This window comes from Pseudomonas paralactis (genome assembly GCF_001439735.1).
In the GTDB taxonomy this organism is placed as follows: domain Bacteria; phylum Pseudomonadota; class Gammaproteobacteria; order Pseudomonadales; family Pseudomonadaceae; genus Aquipseudomonas; species Aquipseudomonas paralactis.
In genome coordinates, this window is the sequence record NZ_JYLN01000004.1 from 1 (window position 1) to 20,624 (window position 20,624).

11 protein-coding genes are annotated in these 20,624 nt (G+C 60.1%); 10 read left to right on the forward strand and 1 reads right to left on the reverse strand.

Annotated features, from left to right (window positions below; all coding sequences use genetic code 11):
- On the reverse strand, positions 1 to 7,306 hold a 7,306-nt coding region (locus TX23_RS11640; protein WP_157243913.1), incomplete at its 3' end, for a retention module-containing protein.
- 336 nt (positions 7,307 to 7,642) lie between these two features.
- On the opposite strand from TX23_RS11640, the gene TX23_RS11645 reads away from it, so the two are divergent.
- The 10 genes from TX23_RS11645 to TX23_RS11690 all read left to right on the forward strand — a co-directional run bounded on the left by TX23_RS11645 (position 7,643) and on the right by TX23_RS11690 (position 20,609).
- Positions 7,643 to 8,998: a TolC family outer membrane protein gene (locus tag TX23_RS11645; protein ID WP_057702303.1), complete on the forward strand. Its 1,356-nt coding sequence runs from the start codon at positions 7,643 to 7,645 to the stop codon at positions 8,996 to 8,998.
- Positions 8,999 to 9,039: 41 nt separating this feature from the next.
- Positions 9,040 to 11,196, forward strand: a complete 2,157-nt coding sequence (locus TX23_RS11650; RefSeq protein WP_057702701.1) for a type I secretion system permease/ATPase — start codon at positions 9,040 to 9,042, stop codon at positions 11,194 to 11,196.
- Positions 11,186 to 12,550, forward strand: a complete 1,365-nt coding sequence (locus TX23_RS11655; protein WP_057702304.1) for an HlyD family type I secretion periplasmic adaptor subunit — start codon at positions 11,186 to 11,188, stop codon at positions 12,548 to 12,550. Before TX23_RS11650 ends, TX23_RS11655 begins: the two co-directional genes overlap by 11 nt.
- Positions 12,551 to 12,717: 167 nt before the next feature.
- Entirely contained in the window at positions 12,718 to 13,602 is an 885-nt protein-coding gene (locus TX23_RS11660; RefSeq protein WP_057702305.1) for a TauD/TfdA dioxygenase family protein, read from the forward strand.
- A 23-nt stretch (positions 13,603 to 13,625) separates the two neighbouring features.
- On the forward strand, positions 13,626 to 14,477 hold the full coding sequence (locus TX23_RS11665; protein WP_057702306.1) for an ABC transporter ATP-binding protein: 852 nt from the start codon (positions 13,626 to 13,628) through the stop codon (positions 14,475 to 14,477).
- A gap of 12 nt (positions 14,478 to 14,489) precedes the next feature.
- Positions 14,490 to 15,338, forward strand: coding sequence for an ABC transporter permease (locus TX23_RS11670; RefSeq protein ID WP_057702307.1), 849 nt, complete (start codon positions 14,490 to 14,492; stop codon positions 15,336 to 15,338).
- A 60-nt stretch (positions 15,339 to 15,398) separates the two neighbouring features.
- On the forward strand, positions 15,399 to 16,319 hold the full coding sequence (locus TX23_RS11675) for a LysR family transcriptional regulator (RefSeq protein WP_057702308.1): 921 nt from the start codon (positions 15,399 to 15,401) through the stop codon (positions 16,317 to 16,319).
- Between the two features lie 238 nt (positions 16,320 to 16,557).
- The gene (locus TX23_RS11680; RefSeq protein WP_057702309.1) at positions 16,558 to 18,093 is read left to right on the forward strand and encodes an MFS transporter; all 1,536 of its coding nucleotides are present in this window, start codon (positions 16,558 to 16,560) and stop codon (positions 18,091 to 18,093) included.
- Positions 18,094 to 18,108: 15 nt separating this feature from the next.
- Positions 18,109 to 19,167 carry an HlyD family secretion protein gene (locus TX23_RS11685; protein WP_057702310.1) on the forward strand — a complete coding sequence of 353 codons (1,059 nt, stop codon included), beginning with the start codon at positions 18,109 to 18,111 and terminating at the stop codon, positions 19,165 to 19,167.
- Positions 19,164 to 20,609 (forward strand): efflux transporter outer membrane subunit, encoded by a 1,446-nt coding sequence (locus TX23_RS11690; protein WP_057702311.1) that lies wholly within the window; start codon positions 19,164 to 19,166, stop codon positions 20,607 to 20,609. Before TX23_RS11685 ends, TX23_RS11690 begins: the two co-directional genes overlap by 4 nt.
- Positions 20,610 to 20,624: the final 15 nt, after the last annotated feature.

Sequence of the window (20,624 nt, forward strand, 5' to 3'; positions counted from 1 at the left end):
TTTCGAAGTTGCCGCCGGAAGCGTCGGTGATCTTGACGGTCTGGGTGCTCTTGTCGATGAACACGTCATCAGTCGGCGCAGGGACGGTCACGGTGCCGACAGTGTCGCCCGCTTTGATCGTGATCGAGGAGCCGTTATCCAACTTCAACGTAACGTCAGTGCCCGCTTTGTTGGAAAGCGTGGCGGTGTAAGTAATTTGACCACCTTCGTTAACGGCGCTAGGCGCGGTCAGCGTTACAGTCGTGGTGTTATCGGTACCCGGTGTGTCAGTCACAGTTGTGGTGACTTTATCAGTCCCTGGAACCAGATTTTCAAAGTGCTCGCCACCGGTCACACCCTTGATAGCGGTGGTGACGGTCTGGTCGCCTTTGTACACGTCATCCGGTGCAAGAACCGAAACGCTAGCGCTCGATTCGTTAACACCAATGGTGATGGTTTGGCCGTTGTCCAAGGTGACGGTGAGCGGGTTGGTGATGTTAGTCACCGGCGCACCGTTTTTATCCACAAGGCTGGCGGTGTAAACGATGTTGCCGCCTTCACCCACGGTGGTGGTGGCGGTCAGGACCACATCAACTTTGTCGATGGTGTCGTTGATGGTGGTGGTTGCACCGTTGCCAGCAACTTCCAACTTCTCGAAGTTGCCGCCAGAAGCGTCAGTGATCTTGACGGTCTGGGTGCTCTTGTCGATGAACACGTCATCGGTAGGCGCAGGGACGGTCACGGTGCCGACGGTGTCGCCCGCGTTGATGGTGATCGACGAGCCGTTATCCAGCTTCAAGGTGACGTCGGTGCCCGCTTTGTTGGAGAGCGTGGCGGTGTACGTAATTTGACCACCTTCGTTAACGGCGCTAGGCGCGGTCAGCGTCACGGTAGTGGTGTTATCAGTGCTTGGGGTATCGGTAACGGTGGTGTTCACCGCCGTAGTGCCTGGAACCAGATTCTCGAAGTGCTCGCCACCGGTCACACCTTTGATAGCGGTGGTGACGGTTTGATCGCCTTTGTACACATCATCCGGTGCCAAGACCGAAACAGTGCCGCTGGACTGGTTCACACCAATGGTGATGGTTTGGCCGTTATCCAAGGTGATGGTGAGCGGGTTGGTGATGTTAGTCACCGGCGCGCCGTTTTTATCCACAAGGCTGGCGGTGTAAACGATGTTGCCGCCTTCGCCGACGGTAGTCGTGGCGGACAGGACTACATCAACTTTGTCGATGGTGTCATTGATCGTGGTGGTTGCACCGTTACCAGCAACTTCCAGCTTCTCGAAGTTGCCGCCAGAAGCGTCAGTGATCTTGACGGTCTGAGTGCTCTTATCGATGAACACGTCATCAGTCGGTGCAGGCACGGTCACGGTGCCGACGGTGTCGCCAGCTTTGATCGTGATCGAAGAACCGTTATCCAACTTCAACGTAACGTCAGTACCGGCCTTGTTGCTCAAGGTCGCGGTATAGGTGATCTGGCCACCTTCGTTAACGGCACTTGGTGCAGTCAGCGTGACGGTCGTGGTGTTATCGGTACCCGGGGTATCGGTAACGGTGGTGTTTACCGGCGCAGTGCCCGGTACCAGGTTTTCAAAATGCTCGCCGCCCGTCACACCCTTGATAGCGGTGGTGACGGTCTGGTCGCCTTTGTAAACGTCATCCGGTGCCAAAACCGAAACAGTGCCGCTGGACTGATTCACACCAATGGTGATGGTTTGGCCGTTGTCCAAGGTGACGGTGAGCGGGTTGGTGATGTTAGTCACCGGCGCACCGTTTTTATCCACAAGGCTGGCGGTGTAAACGATATTGCCGCCTTCACCCACGGTGGTGGTGGCGGTCAGGACCACATCGACCTTATCGATGGTGTCGTTGATCGTCGTAGTTGCGCCGTTGCCAGCAACTTCCAATTTCTCGAAGTTGCCGCCAGTGGTTTCGGTGATCTGGACAGTCTGAGTGCTCTTATCGATGAACACGTCATCGGTAGGTGCAGGTACGGTCACGGTGCCGACAGTGTCGCCCGCCTTGATGGTGATCGAGGAGCCGTTATCCAGCTTCAACGTAACGTCAGTGCCCGCTTTATTGGAAAGCGTGGCGGTGTACGTAATTTGACCACCTTCGTTAACGGCGCTAGGCGCGGTCAGCGTCACGGTAGTGGTGTTATCGGTACCCGGTGTGTCAGTCACAGTCGTAGTGACTTTATCGGTCCCTGGAACCAGATTTTCAAAGTGCTCGCCACCGGTCACACCCTTGATAGCGGTGGTGACGGTCTGATCGCCTTTGTACACGTCATCCGGTGCAAGAACCGAAACGCTAGCGCTCGATTCGTTAACACCAATTGTGATGGTTTGGCCGTTATCCAGGGTGACGGTGAGCGGGTTGGTGATGTTAGTCACCGGCGCGCCGTTTTTATCCACAAGGCTGGCGGTGTACACGATGTTGCCGCCTTCGCCGACGGTGGTGGTGGCGGTCAGGACCACATCGACCTTGTCGATGGTGTCGTTGATGGTGGTGGTCGCACCGTTGCCCGCAACTTCCAACTTCTCGAAGTTGCCGCCAGAAGCGTCAGTGATCTTGACGGTCTGGATGCTCTTATCGATAAACACGTCATCAGTCGGTGCAGGCACGGTCACGGTGCCGACGGTGTCGCCCGCCTTGATGGTGATCGAAGAGCCGTTATCCAACTTCAAGGTGACGTCGGTGCCGGCCTTGTTGCTCAAGGTCGCAGTGTAGGTGATCTGACCACCTTCGTTAACGGCGCCAGGCGCGGTCAGCGTGACAGTCGTGGTGTTATCGGTGCCCGGAGTGTCAGTCACAGTCGTGGTGACTTTATCAGTCCCTGGAACCAGATTTTCAAAGTGCTCGCCACCGGTTACACCTTGGATGGCGGTAGTGACGGTCTGGTCGCCTTTGTACACGTCATCTGGTGCGAGAACCGAAACGCTAGCGCTCGATTCGTTAACACCGATGGTGATGGTCTGACCGTTATCCAAGGTGATGGTGAGCGGGTTGGTGATGTTAGTCACCGGCGCGCCGTTTTTATCCACAAGGCTGGCGGTGTAAACGATGTTGCCGCCTTCGCCGACGGTAGTCGTGGCGGACAGGACTACATCAACTTTGTCGATGGTGTCATTGATCGTGGTGGTTGCGCCGTTACCAGCAACTTCCAATTTCTCGAAGTTGCCGCCGGAAGCGTCAGTGATCTTGACGGTTTGGGTGCTCTTATCGATGAACACGTCATCGGTAGGCGCAGGGACGGTCACGGTGCCGACGGTGTCGCCAGCTTTGATCGTGATCGAAGAACCGTTATCCAATTTCAACGTGACGTCAGTACCGGCCTTGTTGCTCAAGGTGGCGGTGTAAGTGATCTGGCCACCTTCGTTAACGGCACTTGGTGCAGTCAACGTAACAGTCGTAGTGTTATCAGTGCCCGGGGTATCGGTAACGGTGGTGTTCACCGCTGTAGTGCCCGGTACCAGGTTTTCGAAATGCTCGCCGCCGGTCACACCTTGGATGGCGGTAGTGACGGTCTGGTCGCCTTTGTACACGTCATCCGGTGCAAGAACCGACACGCTAGCGCTCGATTCGTTAACACCGATGGTGATGGTTTGGCCGTTATCCAAGGTGACGGTGAGCGGGTTGGTGATGTTAGTCACCGGCGCACCGTTTTTATCCACAAGGCTGGCGGTGTAAACGATATTGCCGCCTTCACCCACGGTGGTGGTGGCAGTCAGAACCACATCGACTTTGTCGATGGTGTCGTTGATCGTGGTGGTTGCGCCGTTACCAGCAACTTCCAATTTCTCGAAGTTGCCGCCAGAAGCGTCAGTGATCTTGACGGTTTGGGTGCTCTTATCGATGAACACGTCATCGGTAGGCGCAGGGACGGTCACGGTGCCGACGGTGTCGCCAGCTTTGATCGTGATCGACGAGCCGTTATCCAGCTTCAAGGTGACGTCAGTACCGGCCTTGTTGCTCAAGGTCGCGGTGTAAGTGATCTGGCCACCTTCGTTAACGGCACTTGGTGCAGTCAGTGTCACAGTGGTGGTGTCATCGGTACCCGGTGTGTCAGTCACCGTCGTGGTGACTTTATCGGTCCCTGGAACCAGATTTTCAAAGTGCTCGCCACCGGTTACGCCTTGGATGGCGGTAGTGACGGTTTGGTCGCCCTTGTAGACGTCATCTGGTGCAAGAACCGAAACGCTAGCGCTCGATTCGTTAACACCAATGGTGATGGTTTGGCCGTTATCCAGCGTCACGGTGAGCGGGTTGGTGATGTTAGTCACCTGTGCACCGTTTTTATCCACAAGGCTGGCGGTGTAAACGATATTGCCGCCTTCACCGACGGTGGTGGTGGCAGTCAGAACTACATCGACCTTATCGATGGTGTCGTTGAACGTGGTAGTCGCACCGTTGCCCGCAACTTCCAGTTTTTCGAAGTTGCCACCTGTGGTTTCGGTGATCTGGACGGTCTGGGTGCTCTTGTCGATAAACACGTCATCGGTAGGCGCAGGCACAGTCACGGTGCCGACGGTGTCGCCAGCTTTGATCGTGATCGAAGAGCCATTATCCAACTTCAACGTGACGTCAGTACCGGCCTTGTTGCTCAAGGTCGCGGTATAGGTGATCTGGCCACCTTCGTTCGCTTCGGAAGGAGCCGTTAGCGTAACGGTAGTAGTGTTATCGGTGCCCGGAGTGTCCGTCACAGTTGTAGTGACTTTATCGGTCCCTGGAACCAGATTTTCAAAGTGCTCGCCACCGGTCACGCCGCTGATAGCAGTCGTTACGGTCTGGTCGCCTTTGTAGACATCATCCGGGGCTACGGTGGTAACGGTGCCGCTCGACTGATTCACACCAATGGTGATGGTTTGGCCGTTATCCAGCGTAACGGTGAGCGGGTTGGTGACGTTAGTCACCGGCGCGCCATTTTTATCCACAAGGCTGGCGGTGTAGATGATATTGCCGCCTTCACCCACGGTAGTCGTGGCGGTCAGTACCACATCGACCTTATCGATAGTGTCGTTGATGGTGGTGGTTGCGCCATTACCTGCAATTTCCAGCTTCTCGAAGTTGCCGCCGGTAGTCTCGGTGATCTTGACGGTCTGGGTGCTCTTGTCGATAAACACATCATCGGTCGGCGCTGGAACAGTCACGGTGCCAACAGTGTCGCCTGCCTTGATGGTGATCGAAGAACCGTTATCCAGCTTCAACGTAACGTCGGTGCCCGCTTTGTTGGAAAGCGTAGCGGTGTACGTAATTTGCCCGCCCTCATTCGCCTCGGTCGGCGCAGTCAGCGTCACGGTGGTGGTGTCGATCGAATCGGTGATCGTGGTGATTGCTGGTGTGGTACTCGGCACCAGGCTTTCAAAATTGCCCCCAGTCGCGCTGGTAATGGTAGTGCTGACCGTGCTGCCGTTGACATATACATCGTTGGGCGCGGTGTCTACGACCACGCTGCCAACGGACTCGCCGGCCTTGATGGTGATCACCGAGCCATTGCTCAAGGTGACGTTCACCGGGGTTTGTGCCGGGTTGGTGAGGGTGGCGGTGTAGGTGATCTGGCCGCCTTCGGTCACGTTGCCGCTGGCTGTGAGGGTAACGGTGGTGGTGTCGACCGAATCGGTAATGGTGGTGACCGCAGGCGTGGTGCTCGGTACCAGGTTTTCAAAGTTGCCGCCTGTTGCACCGGTGATGGTGGTGCTGACGGTCGAACCGTTGTTGTAAACGTCGTTGGCCGGAGTATCGACCACAACCGTGCCTGTCGACTCGCCGGCCTTGATGGTGATCACCGAGCCATTGCTCAAGGTGACGTTCACCGGGGTTTGTGCCGGGTTGGTCAGGGTGGCGGTGTAGGTGATCTGGCCGCCTTCGGTCACGTTGCCGTTGGCTGTGAGGGTAACGGTGGTGGTGTCGACCGAATCGGTAATGGTGGTGACCGCAGGCGTGGTGCTCGGTACCAGGTTTTCAAAGTTGCCGCCTGTTGCACCGGTGATGGTGGTGCTGACGGTCGAACCGTTGTTGTAAACGTCGTTGGCCGGAGTATCGACCACAACCGTGCCTGCCGACTCGCCGGCCTTGATGGTGATCACCGAGCCATTGCTCAAGGTGACGTTCACCGGGGTTTGTGCCGGGTTGGTCAGGGTGGCGGTGTAGGTGATCTGGCCGCCTTCGGTCACGTTGCCGTTGGCTGTGAGGGTGACGGTGGTGGTGTCGACCGAATCGGTAATGGTGGTGACCGCAGGCGTAGTGCTCGGTACCAGGTTTTCGAAGTTGCCGCCGGTTGCGCCGGTGATGGTGGTGCTGACGGTCGAACCGTTGTTGTAAACGTCGTTGGCCGGAGTATCGACCACAACGCTGCCTGTCGACTCGCCGGCCTTGATGGTGATCACCGAGCCATTGCTCAAGGTGACGTTCACCGGGGTTTGCGCCGGGTTAGTCAGCGTGGCGGTGTAGGTAATCTGGCCGCCTTCCGTCACGGTATTACCCGCCGTCAGCGTGACGGTGGTGGTGTCGATGGTGTCGGTGATCTGCGTCACGGCCGGGTTAGGGTCGATGGTCAATACCAGGTTGCCGCCGCCGGTGGTACCGGTAACGCCGACGCTGATCTGGCCCGGGTCGATGTACGGGCTGTCATTGGGGGCCAGGGGCACATTGACGGTGCCGGTCAACTGGCCCGACGGGATGGTAATCACCGCGCCATTGGTCAAGGTGACGGTCAGGTCACTGGTGGAGGGCCGGGTCACGGTAGCGGTGTAGGTCAGCACGCCGCCCGCTTCGGTGATGGTCGGCGTCGCGCTCAGGGTCAGGGTCGAAGGCTGCAGCACCTGATTGCCCGAGCCCGCCGAGCCTGGGGCTCCGCTCAGGGCATTGAGTGTTGAAGTGCCTTGGCCGATAGGTGCGGTGGGGAAGCCGATAGTTGGGTCGACACGGCCTGCGGTCGCGTCCAGCACTACGAAGCTGTGGCCGCCCCCGGCAGCACCGTTACCGGCTGCGTTGGCGCCTGCGGCGGTGGCTTCCAGGTCGGTGGTCGGGTCGGCGCCGGCGGCGATGGCTTGTTGCAGCTCGGCAACCGATGGCGCGACCTGCTCACTGGCCGCGGCCAGGTCGGCGGTGGAGTCCGGCATATCGGCGCTCCACTGGGTGTCCCGACCCAGATCCAGGATGCGACCGTCGGCCAGTTCCAGGCTGACGGCGCCCGACATGCCTGTGTCGATCTGATCGCCTGCAAACAGGCGGTCACCTTCTACGAGGACGCGACGCGTCCCTTCCGGAGAAATAACGAAAACTTGACCAACAATGCTTTTGACGGTGGCAACAACACTGCTCATTAAAATTTTCTCCGGCGATGCGTTTCGACAAATTCCATTTCGCAGCGTGCTTTAGAACTGCTAATTAGGAGGGCGTAGTCTATATATGTATTGACGTCAAATATTTGGCTGGATTTTTTAGCGATCTAGTTTGTGCCAAAGTATTGACCTTATGGTCGCCATCCTAAACAATCGCCTCCGTAATGTCACATTGATATTTACGCGGCGAACCGTCCTACATGTGTGAAGCAGTTCCGCTTTTTGAACTTTCCGACGTACGGTCGTAACGGTAGCCATTATCCGACGCAGCGCTAGTAATCGCTGTGATTTGAGACAAGAAGTCCTGGGGAATTTTTAATGCGTCTGCACCTGTTCAAGGCAATACCGTTCGTTCTCGCCGCCAGTTTCGTACAAGCCCAGACACTGCCCCAAGCCATGCAACAGGCATTGGATGTACACCCGGAAATCCAGGCGGGGGTAAACAGCCGTATCGCCGCCGATTACCAATTGCGCGCCGCCCAGGGTGGTTACCTGCCGCGTGTCGATTTGAACGCCGGTTACGGTCGTCAAGGGACTGACAACGCCACCACCCGCGCCAATAATCCCAGCGGCAACCACTGGGATACCCTCAACCGCGGTGAATCCAGCCTGCGCCTGCAGCAAATGATTTTTGACGGTTTCGCTACCTCCAGCGAAGTCGGGCGTCAACAAGCCAACGTTAATTCCCGCGCCTATTCCTTGCTCGGCACTTCCGAGCGCACAGCGCTGACCGTTGCCCAGGTTTACCTGGAAGTGCTGACCCGTCGTGAGTTCGTGCGCCTGGCTGAAGACAACCTGCGCAACCACGAACGCATCTACGATCAAATCAAGTTGCGCACCCAGCGCGGCGTCGGCAACGGTGCCGACCAGGACCAGGCCGAAGCGCGTCTGGCCCAGGCCCGCAACAACTTGATCACCGAGCAAACCAACCTGGCCGACGCGCAGGTCAACTACCTCAGCGCTGTGGGCCAGATGCCCGACCAACTCGAGCGCCCCGCCCCGTTCATGGCCATGCTGCCGGCAGACCTGAACGAAGCCCGTCGCCAGATGCTCGACAACAGCCCGGTCCTGCGTTCGGCCGAGTCGGATATCTCCGCCGCCGAGAAGCAGTACGAAGCCGCCAAGTCCACCTTCTACCCGCGCTTCGATGCTGAGCTTGGCACCAACGCCGACAACAACGTTTCCGGTGATCCCAACCACAGCAACGGCTGGGAAGCCATGGTACGCATGCGCTTCAACCTGTTTGCCGGTGGCAGCAACAAGGCTGACCTGCAATCGAAGTCGTACCAGGCCAACCAGGCCCTGGATATTCGCAACAACGCCTTGCGCCAACTCAATGAAGAGCTAGGCTTGGCCTGGAACGCCTTGAGTAACGCCAACTCGCAATTGCCGGTCGCTCAGCAGTACGTGGATCACAGCACCCGCGTACGCACGTCCTACCAGCAACAATTCAGCCTTGGTCAACGGACCCTGCTGGATTTGCTCGACAGCGAGAATGAATTGTTCACCGCTTCCCGCCGCCTGGAAGAAATCAAGAACATTCAGTTATTTACTCAGTACCGAATCAAGGCGACCATGGGCGAATTGCTCAAGAGCCAGGGAGTGGTCGCACCGATGGCCTCCGTCGTGCAGAACGACGTGAAACCTAAAGTCCAACTGCCTGGGATGAATTGAGCCACCCCAATAGCCCCATCTGTTAGTCGAGAGTGCACCGCGTGGAATCTGAAATCGGTCGAGTTCATCTCAGTCATGATCCACGCGCATTGCACGACGACCCGTTGCTCGACGGGTTGTTGGCGCTCTGCGCCCTGCATCAGAAACCCGCCAGCGCGGCCATGCTCACCACCGGCCTGCCGCTGCCCTCGCAACGCTTGAGTGCCGAACTGCTGCCGCGTGCTGCTGCGCGGGCCGGGCTGCAGGGCCGGCTGTTGCAACGCAAGCTGGATCAGATCCCGACAATTGCATTGCCGGCCCTGTTATTGCTCAAGGACGGGCGCAGTACCGTGCTGGTGGGTTGGCAGGGCGACGATGAAGCGCGAATCCTGCTCGGCGAAAGTGACGGCGGCGAGGTGCTGATCAAGCGCGAAGCCTTGGCCGACGATTACATCGGCAAGGTCTTCTTCGCTCAGCCGCAACACAAATTCGACGTCAACCACGGCAGCCTGATTCCACGGGCGCGTTCGTGGTTCCGTGACACCCTCATGCGTTCGCGCTGGCTCTACACCGACGCCATCGCCGCCAGCTTCCTGATCAACATCATCGCCATGGCCGCGCCGCTGTTCGTGATGAACGTGTACGACCGCGTCGTACCGAACCAGGCCACCGCCACCCTGTGGGTGCTGGCTGTGGGCATCTGCGGCGCGTACCTGTTCGACCTGATCCTCAAAAGCCTGCGCAGTCTGTGCCTGGACCTGGCCGGTAAAAAAACCGACCTGATCATCTCGGCCACGCTGTTCGAACGCATCGTCGGCATGTCCATGAAATACCGTCCGGCGCGGGTCGGCAGCTTCGCTCAGAACATCCATGAGTTTCAAAGCCTGCGCGATTTTCTCGCGTCGCTGACCCTCACCAGCCTGATCGACCTGCCGTTCACGCTGTTGATCTTTATGGTGATCGCCATCCTCGGCGGGCACCTGGTGTGGATCCCGGTGCTGGCGTTCCCGCTTGCCCTGGGCATCGGTTACGCCCTGCAAAAGCCCTTGGTAGCCACCATGGAGCGCACCATGGCCCTGGCCGCTGAGCGTCAGTCGAGCCTGATCGAAACCCTCGCCGGGCTCGACGCGGTCAAGGTCAACAACGCCGAGAGCGAGCGCCAGTATGGCTGGGAGCAGACCATCGGCACCCTGAGTCGGCTTGAGCTGCGGGTGAAGTTGCTGTCGGGTCTGTCGATGAACATGACCCTGCTGATCCAGCAATTGGCCGGCGTGATCATGATCGTGTTCGGCGTGTACCAGATCATCGACGGCAACTTGAGCATGGGCGGGCTGATTGCCTGCTACATGCTCAGTGGCCGCGCCTTGAGCCCGCTGGCTTCGCTGTCAGGCTTGCTCACGCGCTACCAGCAAGCCAAGGTCACCATGACCTCGGTGGACCAGATGATGGAGCTGCCTCAAGAGCGCAATTTCGAAGAGCGCCCCATGAGCCGCCGTACCCTGCAAGGCGCCATCGAATGCCGGGGCCTGAACTTCACTTATCCCAACCAACAGAACCTGGCCCTGAAGAACATCAACCTGGTGATCAAGCCAGGCGAAAAAATCGGCATTATCGGCCGCAGTGGTTCGGGCAAAAGCTCCCTGGCCAAACTGATCGTCGGCCTGTACCAACCCGACTCCGGCGCGCTGCTGGTGGACGGCGTGGACGTGCGCCAGATCGACGTCAGCGAGTTGCGCCATAACATCGGCTACGTCGCTCAGGACATCCAGTTGCTCGCCGGCACGCTGCGCGACAACCTGGTCAGCGGTGCGCGCTACGTCGAAGACGAAATGGTGCTGCAAGCCGCCGAACTGGCCGGTGTACACGAATTCGCCCGTCTGCATCCCCAGGGCTACGAGCTGCAAGTGGGCGAGCGTGGGCAGAACCTCTCCGGCGGCCAGCGTCAGAACGTCGCCCTGGCCCGCGCATTGTTGCTCAACCCGCCGATCCTGCTGCTGGACGAACCCACCAGCGCCATGGACAACACCGGTGAAGAACGCTTGAAACAACGCCTGCAAGCCGTGGTGCAAAACAAAACCGTGGTGCTGGTCACGCACCGAGCCTCACTGCTCTCGCTGGTGGACCGCCTGCTGGTGGTCGACCGTGGGCAGATTCTCGCGGACGGCCCGAAAGCCGTGGTCATGGAAGCGTTGAAGAAGGGGCAAATCAGTGTTGCTTAAGTCCATCAAGAGTGCGGTCGGCCGCTATTTCAAAGGTACCGACTCGCTGCAGGGCCAGCCCCTGCCCGAGGTCAACAAAGCGCTGATCGAAGATGCCCCACGCGTCATTCGCCTGACCATCTGGGCGATCATCGGGTTCTTCGTGTTCCTGGTGGTGTGGGCGGGTTTCTCAGAGATCGACGAAGTGACCCGTGGCGACGGCAAGGCGATTCCGTCGTCCAAATTGCAGAAAATCCAGAACCTGGAAGGCGGTATCGTTGCCGAGCTGTACGTCAAGGAAGGCCAGATCGTAGAAGCCGGCGCGCCGCTGATTCGCCTCGACGACACCCGGTTTGTTTCCAACGCCGGGGAAACCGAAGCCTTGCGCCTGGCCATGCAACTGCGCGTCGAACGCTTGAGTGCGCAAGTGGATGATCGCCCGCTGAACATCCCCGACGACGTGCTCAAGGCCGCGCCGAGCCAGGCTGCCAACGAGCGCTCCTTGTATGAAAGCCGGCGTCAACAGTTGAAGGATGAAGTCGGCGGCCTGCAGGAGCAACTGGTACAGCGTCAACAGGAGCTGCGCGAGTTCACCTCCAAGCAGGGGCAGTATCGCAGCCAGTTGTCCTTGCAGCGCCAGGAAATCAACATGTCCGAGCCACTGGTGGCCCAGGGCGCGGTATCGCCGGTGGAAGTGCTGCGCCTCAAGCGCGCCGAAATGGAAACCCGCGGCCAACTGGACGCCACCACCCTGGCGATCCCCCGTGCTGAATCGGCGATCAAGGAAGTGCAACGCAAGATCGATGAAACCCGCGGCAAATTCCGCAGTGAAGCCCTGACCCAGCTCAACGAGGCCCGCACTGAGCTGAACAAGGCCGAGTCCACCGGCCGCGCCCTGGAAGACCGCGTCAGCCGTACCCTGGTCACCTCGCCGGTGCGCGGGATCGTCAAGCAGTTGCTGGTCAATACCGTTGGCGGTGTGATCCAGCCGGGCAGCGACATGGTCGAAATCGTACCGCTGAACGACACCCTGCTGGTAGAAGCCAAGATCCGCCCGCAAGACATCGCGTTCCTGCACCCGGGGCAAGAAGCGGTGGTCAAATTCACCGCCTACGACTACACCATCTACGGCGGGCTCAAGGCCAAACTCGAACGCATCGGTGCCGACACCATCACCGATGAAGACAAGAAAACCACCTACTACATGATCACTCTGCGCACCGACCGCAGCCATCTGGGCACCGATGAGAAGCCGTTGCTGATCATCCCCGGCATGGTTGCCTCGGTGGATATCATCACCGGTAAGAAGAGCATCCTCAGCTACCTGCTCAAGCCGATCATTAAGGCGCGGGCCGAGGCGTTGCACGAGCGTTAATCTTCAGCGCCTGTACCGACCTCATCGCAGGCAAGCCAGCTCCCGATGAGGCCATCAGCATCCCCCAGCACCTCAAACCAAACGCCATATCGATATGCCTTAACAGTATTTAAACTTCCATTCTTATACCTATAAATTCACTCCCCTGTCCGCCGGGAGTGAATCCAATGTCCGCCACCGCTGCTGCCCCCACCACCACCCAAACCTTCGACATCCGCCCCTTTCCCGGCAGCGTCGGCGCCGAGATCATTGGCCTGGACCTATCCCGCCCGGTCAACGACCAGGACTTCGCCCGTATCCACCGCGCCCACCTGGATCACCACGTCGTGGTGTTTCGCGACCAACGCATCACCCCCGAACAACAGATCGCCTTCAGCCGCCGTTTCGGTGTGCTGCAGATCCACGTGCTCAAACAGTTTCTGCTGGCCAACCACCCGCAAATCCTGATCGTCTCCAACATTATCGAGAACGGCCAATCCATCGGCCTGGGTGATGCGGGCAAGTTCTGGCACTCGGACCTGTCGTACAAGGAGCTGCCCAGCCTGGGCTCGATGCTGCACGCCCAGGAACTGCCTGCCGAAGGCGGCGACACCCTGTTCGCCGATATGCACAAAGCCTGGGAGCAACTGCCCGAGCACCTGCGCAAAGCCGTCGAAGGCCGCAGTGCCGCGCACTCCTACACGGCGCGCTACAGCGAAACCAAATTCGAAGGCAACTGGCGCCCCACCCTCACCCCTGAGCAACTCGCCCAGGTTGCCGAAGTGGTGCACCCCGTGGTGCGCACCCACCCGGAAAGCGGCCGCAAAGCGCTGTTTGTCAGCGAAGGCTTCACCACCCGTATCGTCGGCCTGCCTGATGATGAAAGCCATGACCTGCTGACCCAGCTCTATGCCCACAGCGTGCTGCCGGAAAACATCTACCGCCACCAGTGGCAGCCCCACGACCTGGTGTTTTGGGACAACCGCTCGCTGATCCACCTCGCCGCCGGTTGCCCGAGCCACCTGCGCCGCAAGTTGTACCGCACCACCATCCAGGGCGATGCGCCTTTCTGAAGCCTTATCGCAAGAGAGATGAAATGAACGCGCCCTTGCAAGGCCACGCGGCCAGCAGCTTGAACACCGCCGAGCCACTCTTGGCCGTGGATAACGTCAGCCTCGAATACCGCACCCCCGAGCGTGTTGTGCGGGCTACCCACCAGGTCAGTTTCGAGATCGACCCGGCCGACCGCTACGTATTGCTCGGCCCGTCGGGCTGCGGCAAATCCACCTTGCTCAAGTCCATCGCCGGCTTTATCAAACCCTGCGAAGGCGAGATTCGCCTTTTGGGGCAGAAGGTCGAACAGCCTGGCCCGGATCGCATCGTGGTGTTCCAGGAGTTCGACCAGTTACCGCCATGGAAAACCGTCAAACAGAACGTGATGTTCCCGCTGCTGGCCTCCAGGACCCTGAAGCGCCGCGAGGCCGAAGAACGTGCACTGCATTACCTCGATAAAGTCGGGCTGAGTGCCTTTGCCGACGCCTACCCCCACACCCTTTCCGGTGGCATGAAAGCTCGCGTGGCGATTGCCAGGGCCCTGGCCATGCAGCCGAAAATCCTGCTGATGGACGAACCCTTCGCTGCCCTCGATGCGCTTACGCGGCGCAAGATGCAAGAGGAACTGCTGCTGTTGTGGGAGGAAGTGCGTTTTACCCTGTTGTTCGTCACGCACTCCATTGAGGAGGCGTTGGTGGTGGGCAATCGCATCCTGTTGCTGTCACCCCACCCTGGGCGGGTGCGCGCCGAAATCCATAGTCATCAATACGACCTGCACAGCCTCGGCGGTGTGGAATTCCAGGCGTCGGCGCGGCGCATTCATCGCCTGCTGTTCGATGAAGCGCCCGCGGCCGAACGCGAGTTGGGCTTCGCTGATATTCGCATCGCTTATTGAAGGGGCCGACGTATGCGCCAGGAATTTGAAGTAACCCTCGAACCATTGCTCAGCGTCCCGGTAGAGCGCGAGCTGCCGTTTCGCCAACGTCTGTGGCAACACGGCTGGCTGCGCAAGGGCCTGATCCTGATCGTGCTCGCCATCATTTGGGAAGCGGTCGCCCGCTACCAGAACAATGACCTGCTGTTGCCGAGCTTCTTGCAGACTTTCCAGGCGCTGTTCGATGGCCTGCGCAGCGGTGAATTGCTCAGCAAAGTCAGTATCTCGCTGGCGGTGCTGCTCAAGGGTTATCTGATCGGCATCGTACTGGCGTTTGCCTTGACCACGCTGGCGGTGTCGACCCAATTGGGCCGCGACCTGCTCAGTACGTTGACCTCGATGTTCAACCCGCTGCCGGCCATCGCATTGCTGCCGTTGGCGCTGCTGTGGTTCGGCCTGGGGCAGAACAGCCTGATCTTCGTGCTGGTGCATTCGGTGTTATGGGCTCTGGCGCTCAACACCTATTCGGGCTTTCTCGGCGTGTCCGAAACCCTACGCATGGCCGGGCGCAACTACGGCCTCAAAGGTATGCGGTTTGTGCTGTTCATCCTGATCCCGGCGGCGCTGCCGTCGATCCTGGCCGGGCTCAAGATCGGTTGGGCCTTTGCCTGGCGTACGCTGATCGCCGCCGAGTTGGTGTTCGGCGCCACCAGCGGCAAGGGCGGCTTGGGTTGGTACATCTTCCAGAACCGTAATGAGCTGTACACCGACAAGGTATTTGCTGGCCTGGCTGTGGTGATCCTGATTGGCTTGCTGGTAGAAAACCTGGTGTTCAACACCTTCGAGCGGCTGACGGTGAAACGCTGGGGCATGCAACGCTGAACCGTTGATCCCTGCTACGATTGCGCCCAGTTCACTCCCCACAGATCACGAGTGCCTGGCATGCAATTACCCGACATGAACCTGTTGGTCGCCCTCGACGCGTTGCTCGACGAGGGCAGTGTGGTGGGCGCTGCCCGGCGCATGAACCTCAGCCCGGCGGCCATGAGCCGTACCCTCACGCGTATCCGTGAAGCGGTCGGTGACCCGATCCTGGTACGTGCCGGCCGCGGCCTGGTGCCGACGCCCAAAGCGCTTGAGCTGCAAGGCCAGGTGCGTAATGTGGTGGAGCAGGCGGCGTTGCTGTTCCGCTCGGCCGATCAAGTGGACTTGAGTACCTTGCGCCGCCGCTTCAGCGTGCGCGCCAATGACTTTTTTATCGGGGTGTATGGTGGGCGGCTGTTCGACACCATGGAGCGCGTAGCGCCGCTGTGCGAGCTGCGCTTTGTGCCCGAAGGCGACACCGACGACGAAGCGCTGCGCGAAGGGCGGCTGGACCTGCGCGTGAGCAACACCATGCCGGTCAGCCCCGAAGTGAAGGTGCAGAACCTGTTCTCCACCACCTTCGTCGGCCTGGCGCGACAGGATCACCCGCTGTTCGACGAAGAAATCACCGCCGCACGCTTTGCCGGCTACTCCCACATCAGCATCTCGCGCCGCGGCATCGCCCGCGGGCCGATCGATACGGCGCTAAACGAGCAGGGCCTGGAGCGTCGCGTGGCGATGATCGCGCCAGGTTTTCACGGCGCCATGTTCATGTTGCCCGAATCCGACCTGATCATGCCGGTGCCCAAGGAAGCGCTTTTGAGCGCCAAGCGCCTGAAGCTGCCACTGCGTGCATTCCCGCTGCCGATCTCGTTGCCAACACTGGTGCTGGCCCAATCCTGGCATCCACGCTTCGACAAAGACCCGGCACACAAGTGGCTGCGCGAAACCATGCGCGAGAGCTGCCACGCCACCTGGCTAGAAGCCCAACCCACCTGAACACCTCAAACCATGCACAATAAAATGTGGAGGGGGCTTGCCCCCGATTGCAGTGTGACAGTCACTTGATGTGAACCTGATATATCGCCATCGGGGGCAAGCCCCCTCCCACATTTTTGATTTTGTAGCGTTTACTGGATTGCGCCTGGCGCACTTATAACCTTCCAGCAAGTAACTTTTTGTCATGCTATAGCCTGATTAAACTGCTCAGGTATTTCTCATTCCGAGTTACCTGTTCATGACATCCCTCGCTGCCCCCGCTTTTCAGGCCGCAGCCAAACCCGTTGCCCCAGCCCCGCCCGTATTCGGCCCGCGCATTATCATCGGCCTGGTCGGCGTACTGTTGGCAGTGCTGGTGTCCGGTCTCAACGAGATGGTCACCAAGGTCGCCCTCGCCGATATCCGCGGTGCGCTGTACATCGGTTTTGATGAAGGCACCTGGCTGGTCGCCGCCTACACCGCCACTTCCGTGGCAGCTATGGCGTTTGCGCCGTGGTGTTCGGTGACGTTTTCTCTGCGCCGTTTCACGCTGTGCGCCATCGGCTTGTTCACCGTGCTGGGCATTCTCTGCCCGTTCGCACCCAACTACGAAAGCCTGTTGCTGCTGCGTACCGTGCAAGGCCTGGCCGGTGGCGCGCTGCCGCCGATGCTGATGACCGTGGCGCTGCGTTTCTTGCCGGCCAACGTCAAGTTGTACGGGTTGGCCGGTTACGCACTGACCGCCACCTTCGGCCCGAGCCTGGGCACCCCGCTGGCGGCGTTGTGGACCGAATACGTTGGCTGGCAGTGGGCGTTCTGGCAAATCGTCGCACCGTGCCTGCTGGCGATGGTCGCCGTGGCCTATGGCATACCGCAGGACCCGCTGCGCCTGGAGCGCTTCAAACAGTTCAACTGGCGTGGCCTGCTGCTGGGCTTTCCGGCGATCTGCATGTTGGTGATCGGGCTGTTGCAGGGCAATCGCCTGGACTGGTTCGAGTCGGGGCTGATCACCTTCCTGCTGTGTGGCGGCACATTGTTGCTGGTGTTGTTCATGGTCAACGAATGGTCACAACCGCTGCCATTTTTCAACTTGCAGATGCTCGGCCTGCGCAACCTGGCATTCGCCCTGATCGTGCTGGCAGGCGTGCTGATGGTACTGACCTCGGTGATCATCATCCCGTCCAGTTTCCTGGCCCAGGTTCAGGGTTACCGGCCGCTGCAAACTGCGCCAGTAATGCTGCTGATGGCGTTGCCACAATTGATCGCCTTGCCGCTGGTGGCGGCGCTATGCAACCTGCGCTGGGTCGATTGCCGCTGGGTACTGGGGATCGGCCTGAGCATGTTGGTGCTGTGCTGCATCGGCAGTTCTCACCTGACTTCGGCGTGGATTCGTGACGACTTTTACGGCTGGTACCTGCTGCAGATTTTCGGTCAGCCGATGGCCGTGTTGCCTCTGCTGATGCTGTCCACCGGCAGTATCCAACCCATCGAAGGGCCGTTTGCCTCGGCCTGGTTCAACACCGTCAAGGGCCTGGCTGCTGTGATCGCCACTGCGGTGCTGGATACATTGACCACCCAGCGCGGGCACTTCCATTCAACCATGTTGGTGGACCGCCTGGGCAATTCGCCCCTGGCCGACGCTGACGCGCCGGGCCTCGCCCACCGCTTGCACGAGCAGACCGTGGTGCTGACCTCTTCGGATCTTTACGTCGTCATGGCCGGTGTCGCGGTGGCGTTGATCCTGCTGATTTTCTGGATGCCCACGCGGATCTATCCGCCTCGCGCTCCGGCCTGACCTCAAGGACTTTCCATGAAACGCAAAGACAAAATTGCCGTCTCCGTTATTGCTGTATTTGCTGTCGGCGTGTTGTTTTACCTGGTTGCGCCGGGCGTACTGGGTAGCAAGCACCAGACCACCAACGACGCCTTCGTCGCCGCCGACTTCACCCTGGTTGCGCCGCGGGTGGTGGGTTTCATCAAGGAAGTACTGGTAGAGGACAACCAGCGCGTCAAGGCCGGCCAACTGTTGGCGCTGATCGACGACCGCGACTTTCGCGCCGCCGCCCAGGCCGCCGATGCCGACACCCTGGTCGCCCAAGCCCAATTGAAAAACGCCAGCGCGACCCTGGAGCGTCAAAGCTCGGTGATCGCCCAGGCCCAGGCTACGGTGGCAGCGGATCGCGCCGAAGTGGCGTTTGCCGAACATGAACTGAACCGCTACAACCACCTCGCCGGCGTCGGTGCGGGCACCGTGCAGAACGCCCAACAAGCCAAGACGCGCATCGACCAGGCCACCGCGCGCCTGGCCAAATCCACCGCCGTGCTGGCCGCCGAACGCAAGCAGGTGGAGATCCTCACCGCACAGCGTGACGCTGCCGAAGGTGGGCTCAAGCGCGCCCAGGCAGCGCTTGAAATGGCCAGTTATCAGCTGTCCTACACACGTATTGTCGCGCCAGTCGATGGCATGGTCGGTGAGCGTGCGGTGCGGGTCGGCGCCTATGTGACGCCGGGCAGCAAGATCCTCGCGGTCGTGCCGCTGGCCGAGGCCTATGTGGTGGCCAACTTCCAGGAGACGCAACTGTCGCATATGCACGCGGGGCAAGCGGTGCAGGTGCGCGTCGACAGCCTTGACGGCGAACTGCTCAAGGGCCATCTGGAAAGCCTGGCGCCGGCCACGGGCGTGACCTTTGCCTCGGTCAAACCGGACAACGCCACCGGCAACTTCACCAAGGTGGTGCAGCGTATTCCGGTGAAGATAGTGCTTGAGCCGAACCAGCCACTGACCGAGCGCCTGCGCGTGGGCATGTCGGTGGAAGCCAGCGTCGATACCCGGCCCGTCGAGCAGCAGCGTGAGGTGGCCCAGCAATGAAACACGTTGCCTGGCTCACCTTGAGCCTGATCACCCTGAGTGCCTGCACGGTCGGTCCCGACTTCCAGCGGCCCGAGAGCCCGCAGATCAATCAATGGAGCGAACCTCAGGGCCGACAAGCTGCCAGCCGTGCCGTCAGCGATCCCTTGCAGGAGCGCTGGTGGGACGTGTTCCACGACGCGCAGCTCTCAGCCCTGACACGCCGCGCCCTCAGCGATAACCTCGACCTGAAGTTGGCCAGCAGCCGCCTGCAACAGAGCCGCGCGGTACGTCAGGTAACCACCGCCGAGCGCTACCCGAATGTCGATGCGGGCGGCGGCTACCAGCGCAAACGTAACAGTGGCAAAGGCTTGAACGACCCCTCCGGCGAGAATGGCCGCGCAGCCTTCAACCAATGGGACATGGGCTTCTCGGCCTCTTGGGAGCTGGATTTCTGGGGCCGGGTCAAGCGTGAAACCGAAGCCGCCGACGCCACCCTGGAAGTCGCCGAAAACGACCGTCGCGCCGTGCTGTTGTCGGTACTGGCCGAGACCGCCCAGGATTACATCCAACTGCGCGGCGTACAAAATACCCGCGCCGTGACCGAGCAAAACCTCGACGTCGCGCGCCACAGCCTCAAGCTCTCGCAACTGCGTCTGGCCGACGGCGTCGCGACCGACCTGGACGTGGCCGAAGCCGCCGCTCAAGTCGCGGCTATCGAGGCGCGCCTGCCGGATTTACAACAGCGCCAGGACCAATTGATCAACGCCCTTAGCCTGCTGATGGGCGAGCCGCCCCAGGCCCTGCACGCGCAGCTGTCCAAGGATGCAGCTGTGCCGCAAACCCAGCGCCAGGTCGCGATCGGCTTGCCATCGGAGCTGGCTGAACGGCGCCCAGACATCCGTCAGGCAGAAGCTCGCTTGCACGCCGCCACTGCCAGCATCGGCGTGGCCAAGGGCGATTTCTACCCGCGCATTACCCTGTCCGGCAGCCTCGGCTCCCAAGCCATGCAGCTCTCGGATTTCGGCTCCTGGGGTTCCCGTGCCTTTGCCTTCGGCCCGCAATTGAGCCTGCCGCTGTTCAACGGCGGGCGCCTGCAAGGCATGGTCGATTTGCGTGAAGCCCAGCAACAGGAAGCGGCGCTGGCCTACCAGCAAACCGTGCTACGCGCCTGGCATGAAATCGATGATCAACTGTCCCGCTACAACGCCAGCCAACTGCGTCGCGACAGCCTGGCCGAAGCGGTGCGCCAGAACCAGATCGCACTGACCACTGCGCAACATCAGTACGTCGAAGGCGTGGCGGATTTCGTCAACGTACTCACCGTGCAAAGCGCATTGCTGGCGACGCAGGAGCAGTGGGTGGAAAGCTCCACCGGCGTGTCGTTGGCCATGGTCGGGCTGTACAAAGCGCTGGGAGGAGGGTGGGAGTCGGTGTACCCGTTGCAGACCGCTGTGCGCTGAGCGAGAAAGAGTTTT

Excerpts from the sequence above, each read along its gene's own strand:
- TX23_RS11680 (WP_057702309.1), top strand. The coding sequence starts at position 16,558 with ATGACATCCCTCGCTGCCCCCGCTTTTCAGGCCGCAGCCAAACCCGTT.
- TX23_RS11660 (WP_057702305.1), top strand. The coding sequence starts at position 12,718 with ATGTCCGCCACCGCTGCTGCCCCCACCACCACCCAAACCTTCGACATC.
- TX23_RS11670 (WP_057702307.1), top strand. The coding sequence starts at position 14,490 with ATGCGCCAGGAATTTGAAGTAACCCTCGAACCATTGCTCAGCGTCCCG.
- TX23_RS11665 (WP_057702306.1), top strand. The coding sequence starts at position 13,626 with ATGAACGCGCCCTTGCAAGGCCACGCGGCCAGCAGCTTGAACACCGCC.
- TX23_RS11645 (WP_057702303.1), top strand. The coding sequence starts at position 7,643 with ATGCGTCTGCACCTGTTCAAGGCAATACCGTTCGTTCTCGCCGCCAGT.
- TX23_RS11690 (WP_057702311.1), top strand. The coding sequence starts at position 19,164 with ATGAAACACGTTGCCTGGCTCACCTTGAGCCTGATCACCCTGAGTGCC.
- TX23_RS11685 (WP_057702310.1), top strand. The coding sequence starts at position 18,109 with ATGAAACGCAAAGACAAAATTGCCGTCTCCGTTATTGCTGTATTTGCT.
- TX23_RS11675 (WP_057702308.1), top strand. The coding sequence starts at position 15,399 with ATGCAATTACCCGACATGAACCTGTTGGTCGCCCTCGACGCGTTGCTC.